Source organism: Corallococcus terminator (assembly GCF_003611635.1).
Taxonomy (GTDB): Bacteria; Myxococcota; Myxococcia; order Myxococcales; family Myxococcaceae; genus Corallococcus; species Corallococcus terminator.
Genome location: NZ_RAVZ01000016.1, coordinates 45551 through 52288, shown reverse-complemented (window position 1 = coordinate 52288; position 6738 = coordinate 45551). Strand labels below are relative to the sequence as shown.

The 6738-nt window shown below is 73.2% G+C and carries 4 protein-coding genes; all 4 read left to right on the top strand.

The annotated features are described in order from the left end of the window. Window positions 1-2049, top strand: a 2049-nt coding sequence (locus D7V88_RS04290) for an OmpA family protein (protein ID WP_504813514.1), incomplete at its 5' end; no start/stop codon positions are given. After that, window positions 2046-3224 carry a FecR family protein gene (locus D7V88_RS04285; protein ID WP_244237977.1) on the top strand — a complete coding sequence of 393 codons (1179 nt, stop codon included), beginning with the start codon at window positions 2046-2048 and terminating at the stop codon, window positions 3222-3224. The genes D7V88_RS04290 and D7V88_RS04285, both read left to right, overlap by 4 nt. Window position 3225: 1 nt before the next feature. Beyond that, window positions 3226-4680, top strand: a complete 1455-nt coding sequence (locus D7V88_RS04280; RefSeq protein ID WP_120539307.1) for a CHASE2 domain-containing protein — start codon at window positions 3226-3228, stop codon at window positions 4678-4680. 174 nt (window positions 4681-4854) lie between these two features. Beyond that, window positions 4855-6675, top strand: a complete 1821-nt coding sequence (locus D7V88_RS04275) for a GGDEF domain-containing response regulator (protein ID WP_244237976.1) — start codon at window positions 4855-4857, stop codon at window positions 6673-6675. Window positions 6676-6738 lie beyond the last annotated feature (63 nt).

Sequence of the window (6738 nt, the reverse complement as noted above, 5' to 3'; positions counted from 1 at the left end):
GTCCATGTGATTCGGATCCGTTTCGTTCGTGTCGCGCGCGACCCCGACAGCGACAATGGCGGCCACCTGGACGGCGAGCTGGACGCGAACGCCCATGGCGCGCGCGACACGAACGAAACGGATCCGAATCACATGGACAGCGAGCAGGGCGGAGTCCGCGGCGGCATCGACATGAAGCGCGGCACCGGGCCGCTCGACGCCTCCGTGTCCCCTCCGGGTGGCTCGACGGGGAAAGACCGCGACCTGCGTCCGCGGGCCATGCCGTCCCTCGGACAGCGGCGCCCTGCCCTTCCGGGCCCAGGCCTGGCACTGATGGTGGCGGTGGGCCTGGCGCTGGGCGCGGCGTCGCGGGCGGACGCGCAGCCCACGGTGTCGCAGGCCATCGACGTGCAGCAGTACAAGCCGGGGCCGGGTGCCTACGACGTGCTCGGGCTGAACAGCGCGCGCGTCGCGCCGCACAAGACGTGGAACGTGGGCGCGTCGCTCAACTACGCGCACCAGCCGCTCAACTTCTACGACCCTCGCGAGGACGCGTTCGTCTACCACATCGTGGAGCGGCAGCTCTCCCTGGACCTGATGGGCGCGGTGTCCCTCTTCGACCGGTTGGAGATCGGCGTGGTGCTGCCGGTGACGACCACGGGTTCGGAGCCCGCGGGCGCCGTGTCGGAGTCGTTCGCCAACGGCGTGGGCAAGACGGGCCTGGGCGACCTGCGCGTGGTGCCCAAGCTGGCGCTGCTGTCGCGGGGCTCGCTGAACCTCGCGGTGCTGGCACCCTTCACCCTGCCCACGGCGGGCGGTTCGAACTTCCTGGGCTCGGACGGGCTCACCTTCCAGCCGCGCATCGCCGGTGAGTGGGCCACATCCCATCTGCGGCTGCTCGCCAACGTGGGCGTCAACCTTCGTCAGACGGAACAGCTTCGCAACCTGCGCGTGGGCAACGAGTTCGCGTTCGGCGTGGGCGCGGAGGTGCCGGTGACACAGGCGCTGTCCGCCCAGGCCACGCTCGCGGGCGCGGTGGGCCTGAAGGAGTCCAACACGGAGGAGGTCCCCCTGGAGGTCCTGGGCGCGGTGAAGTACCGCTTCGCCAACGGGTTCGCCGCGCATGTGGGCGCCGGCCCTGGCCTGACGCGCGGCTACGGCACGCCCGCCTTCCGCATCCTCGCGGGGCTGACCTTCACGCCCGGAGGCCCAAAGCCCGCGCCCACCTGCGCGCTGGGCCCGGAAGATTTCGACGGCTTCCAGGACGACGACGGCTGCCTGGATCCCGACGACGACCGCGACGGCATCCCCGACGTGAACGATGTCTGCCCCATGGATCCGGAGACGGTGAACGGCTACCGCGACGACGACGGCTGCCCGGACTCGCTGCCGGAGGTGAAGGCCCCGGAGGATGCCGCCACGCCCGCGAACGCGCCCCCGCCCGCGCTCAGCCTGCCGCCCGCGCCCGTGGATACGGATGGCGATGGCATTCCGGACACGGAGGACCGCTGCCCGACGGCGCCGGAGGACGTGGATGGCTTCGAGGACGAGGACGGTTGCCCGGATCCGGACAACGACCGCGACGGCATCCCGGACGCGAAGGATCAATGCCCGCTGGAGGCGGAGGTCATCAACGGCGTGAAGGACGACGACGGGTGCCCGGACAAGGGCGAGTCCAAGGTGCGCCTGGAAGGCTCGCGCATCGTCATCCTGGACAAGGTGTACTTCGCCACCGGCAAGGACGTCATCCTGCCGAAGTCCTTCCCGCTGTTGCAGCAGGTGGTGTCCATCCTCCGGACGCATCCGGAGCTGGAGCGGGTGCGTGTGGAAGGCCACACCGACAGCCAGGGCGACGACGCGAAGAACCTGGACCTGTCGCAGCGGCGCGCGAACAACGTGCGCGACTGGCTGATGAAGGGCGGCATCTCCGGCATGCGCCTGGAGGCGGTGGGCTTCGGTGAGTCGAAGCCGGTGGACACCAATGACACGCCGCTCGGCCGGGAGAACAACCGGCGCGTGGAATTCAACATCGTGAAGACCGCCGACACGGCGGAAGGAGTGGCGCCGTGAGGGCAAGCACCCCGTCGTTGATGCTGACCCTGACGCTGTTGGCGTCCCCCGTCGTGGGCTTCGCCGCGGAGGCGGACGGCCCCTGCGGGGGCCTGAGGTTCGACAACGGGCGGCTCGTGACGGGGCGCATCCTGGAGCCCCAGGGCGCCCAGACCGAGGCGTGCCTGCGCGAGGTGGCGGAGGCCGTGAAGGCCCGTCCCGCCATCCGGAGCCTCACCGTGGCCGCGAAGCTGCCGGACGCGCAGCGCCTGGAGGGTCAGGGGCTCGCCTGGGCGAAGGCGGCGGCGGAGGTGCTGGTGACGGCGGGGATTCCGCGCACGCGGGTGTCCTTCGTGGCGCCCCCGGGCATCCCCAACGCGCCGGGCCAGTTGCAGCTCGCGTACGTGGAGCGCCCCACCCAGCCGGCGGTGGCGAGGCTGCGCACGGCCAGTGGACAGGTGTCGGCGGGACCGGGGGACACGGCGCTGCGCTCTCGCCTCGCGGGTGACTCGCTGTACGCGGGCGAGCTCGTGACGACGGGGAAGAACGGCCGCGCGGAGCTGGCGCTGGCGGACGGCAGCGGCGTGTTCCTGTCGCCGGAGAGCGCGGTGCGGCTGGGCACGCTGGAGTTGACGGCGGAGCGCCAGCGCAAGGTGCTGTTGGACCTGGTGCGCGGCACGGTGGAGACAGAGGCGGCGCCCGGAGGCCGGGGCTCCGTCTTCGAGGTGCGCACGCGCGGCGCGGTGGCCGGCGTGCGGGGCACGCGCTTCCGCGTGGTGCAGCAGGAGGACGGCACCAGTCGCGTGGAGACGCTGGAGGGCAAGGTGGCCCTGGGCGTGGACGCGGCGTCGGTGGACGTGGGCGCGGGCTACGGTTCGCGGGCGAAGCCTGCCCAGCCGCCGGAAGCGCCCCGGGCCCTGCTGGCGGCCCCGACGCTGGAGCAGCCTCGCGGGGGCGTGTACCCGACGGTGCCCGCGCTCGTCTGGAAGGCGGTCGCCGGGGCGAAGGTCTACCGGGTGGAGGTGGCGTCCTCGGCGGACTTCGCGGGCGACGTGAGGGTCCAGGAGTCGGCCACGCCGACGTTGGCCGGGGCGGCGCCGGGCCCGGGCAAATGGTTCTGGCGGGTGCTGGCGGTGGACGCGGACGGCTTCGTAGGCTACCCCTCGAAGATCTTCAGCTTCGACATCCCTGGATGAGATGAGCCCACCTGCCCGAGGTCCCCTGCCCCTGCTGTCCTCTCCCGCGGTGCTGCGGGGACTGGGGGCTGGCGTAGGCCTGCTGCTCGCGGTGGGCTCGGCGGTGATGGGTGGCGCGCCCGGCCTGGGCGAGCGCGCCCTGTATGACTTCGCGGTGAGCCGCCTGTTGTCGCCCCTGCCCACCACGGCGGACCTGGTGCTGGTGGAGGTGGACGACCGCGCGCTCGCGGCGCTGGGCGAGCGCTGGCCGCTGTCGCGCGCCACCTGGGCCCGGGCCTTCCAGGCGCTGGCGGCGCAGCGCCCCTCCGCGGTGGTGGTGGACATCCTCTTCGACCAACCCGAGTCGCGCGACGCGCTGGACCTGGGCGAGGACGTGCTGGAGCGCCTGCGCACGTCGGGGCTCGCGGATCTGCCCGAGGGCTCGAAGCTGGTCTCCGAGCTGGAAGCGCGGATGCATGCACAGGACGGGGATGCTCGGCTCGCGGAGACCTTCTCCGGGATGGGCACCGTCGTCCTGGGCAGCATGGCGCTGACGGACGAGGGCGGTTCGATTCCCCACGAAGGGGACACCCTGGCCCCGGTGGCCCTGCCCGCGGAAGGCCTGCGGTTGAAGGCGAAGGGGCTGACCACGAACCTGGCGCCGCTGCGGATGACGGCCTGGGGCAGTGGGACGCTGAACGTGCTGGTGGACGCGGACGGCGTCATCCGGCGCTACCCCTACGCGGTGGAGGTGGGCGGGCGCGCGTGGCCGTCGCTCGCGCTGGCGACCGCGCTGCGCCTGTGGCCAGAGCGGTCCGAAGCGCTATTGCGCGTGGCGTCCACCGACGACGGGGCGCCCCTGATGCGGCTGCCTTCGCCAGACTGGTTGCCTCGCGTGAGCCTGGCGGACGTGCTGCTGGCGAGGCCCTCCTCGGTGGGGCTGGACCTGGCCCTGCGCGACAAGGCCGTCTTCGTGGGTGTCACCGCCACCGGGTTGCATGGCCAGAGCACCCTGCCCGGCCAGCTCGCGGTGCCGGGCGTGGAGATCCACGCGTTCGCGATGGACAACCTGCGCTCCGGACGCGTGCTGCGCTCCTCCGGGCGGGCGGCACTCACGGGCGTACTGGAGACGGCGCTGGTGCTGGCACTGCTCCTGTGGCGGCGGGGACGCGCGCGAACCATGGGCGCGGTGGTGGGTCAGGCCGCGCTGCTCCTCGTCGCGCACACGGCCTTCGTGGGCTGGCTGCTGGCGGACATCGGCTGGGTGGTGCCGCTGCTGCCCGGAGTCATCGGGCTCGCGCTGGTGACGCTCGCGGAGTCGGTGGCGCGCACCGAGGACCTGCAAAGGCAGCGCGGCGCCCTCAAGCGCCTCTTCGGACGCTTCCCGAGCGAGGCCTCCGTCCCGCCTCCGGGTGGAACGAAGGTGGCCGAGGGCGAGGAGTCCTCGCGCTCCCTCCCGGGGGATTCGCGGAGGTAGTGCTTTTCGGAAGGTGCGTCCATCCCGGGAGCAGCAACGAACCCGGCGCGATGAGCGTACCCCCGCCGTACCGGGTAAGCCGGACGCACGCCTGCCACCGGAGCTCACGTCCCTGGAAAGCGTGCACGCGGGCCTGCCCGGACGGAGAGGCCCTGGTACGCAAGGGGGGCAGGCATGGCAGCATGGTTGTGGACCATGCCGCGCTACGCACTCATCGCCGAACCGGACTCCCACCGCGCCACGGCGCTGCTCGCGCTCGCGACCCAGGAAGGGCTGGAGGGCGTGGTCGCGCGCGACGGCGCGGAGGCCCAGGAGTGGGTGCGGCAGCGCGGGGCCCCGACGCTGCTGGTGACGGACCTGGCGCTGCCGAGAGTGGACGGGTTCGCGCTGCTGGCGTGGCTGCGGGGACGCTCGGACGCGGGCGGCATGGCGGTGGTGGTGGTGACTGCCTTCGACGAACTGCGCGTGCGCGCGTGGCAGTTGAAGGACGCGCTGGGCATCCACGCGCTCCTGAGCCGGCGCGCGGGCCCGGACGCGATGCGCGACGGCGTCCGACGCGCGCTCGCGGGCCAGCTCGCCGGGGGCGGTCTGCTGGAGTCCAGCGCCGAGGAGGAGAAGCAGCGCCTGGCGCGCATCGATGAGCTGGAGCTGGTGGATCCCGGTCCGCCCGATGCGCGGTTGCAGGACCTGGTCTCCGAAGTGGCCCAGGCGTTCGGCGTCCCCGTCGCGCTCCTCACGCTGGTGCTGGGCGACCGCCAGTGGTTCAAGGCCCACGTGGGCCTCACGGGGTCGCTGGCCCGGGACCGGGGCACGCCGCGCGACTGGGCCTTCTGCCACCACGTGGTGCAGGGCCGCGAGGCCATGGTGGTGCCGGACGCCACGCGCCACCCGGTGTTCCGCGACAACCCGCTGGTCCGCGACGGCATCGTCGGCAGCTACGCGGGCGCCCCGCTCATCACCGCCAGTGGCGACGTGCTGGGCTCGCTGTGTGTCATCGACACGCGGCCGTTGATGCTGGGCCCGGAGGACCTCGCGGCGCTGCGCGAGCTCGCGGGCCGCGTGGCGCAGAGCCTGGAGTCCACCACGGCCAACCACCGGCCCCGTACGCCTCCGTCGCGCACGGGGAGCCAGTCGGAACCGGTGCTCACGGAGGCCAGCGCCCTGGCCCTGGTGCGTGAAGCGGCGCGCGCCCTGGACGTGCCGGTGCTGGTGGTGGCGCCGGGCCGCAAGCCCTACGCCGCCAACGCGGCGCTCGCGGAGCTGATGGGGCTGCCCGAGGAGCGGCTGTCGGGCATGTCCTTCGATTCGCTGTGCCAGCACGTGGCCAGCCTGAGCGCGGATCCAGGCGGCACGCTGCGACAACTGGACCTGGCGGCGGAGGCCTCGCGCGGACTGCACCTGACGCTCACGCTGGAGCGGCCCCGGCCGCGCGTGGTGCGCTGGGTGGCGCGACCCTTCGTGGTGCCCGGTGGCGTCGCGCAACTGCTGTCGCTGATGGACCTGCGCGTCGGCTCCGACGGGAAGGCGGAGCGCGAGGGCCTGCTGCGCCAGGACGCGCTCACCGGCCTGGACACCCGACGCGTGGGCGAGGAGCGGCTGTCCAAGGAGATTGGCCGCTGCCGCCGTGAAGGCCTGCCCTTCAGCCTGGTGCTGGTGGACCTGGTGGAGCTGGGCGCGCTGAACCGCACGCGCGGCTTCGACGCCGGTGATGTCGCCCTGAGGGAGCTGGCCCGGCGCGCGGACGGACTGTGTCCCCCGCCGGGGTTCGCGGTGCGATGGACCGGGGACACGTTCCTGCTCGCGCTGCCCGGAGCGGACGCGGTGGGCGCGGAGGCGGTGCGCCAGCAGTTCCACGATGTGCCCGGCGTGCCCGAGCGCGTCTCCGTCGCCGTGACGGTGCAGGGTGAAGAGGATCCGCACGGCACACTGTCCCGGGCCCACGCAGCGCTCGCCCGCGCGAAGCCGGACCGGAGCCCGGGCCCCGGGCGCGACTGACGCGCGCACCGCGTTCCCCCCCGGCCCCGGAGGATGTGCGCGGTTGAAGGTCTGTCTCCCGCG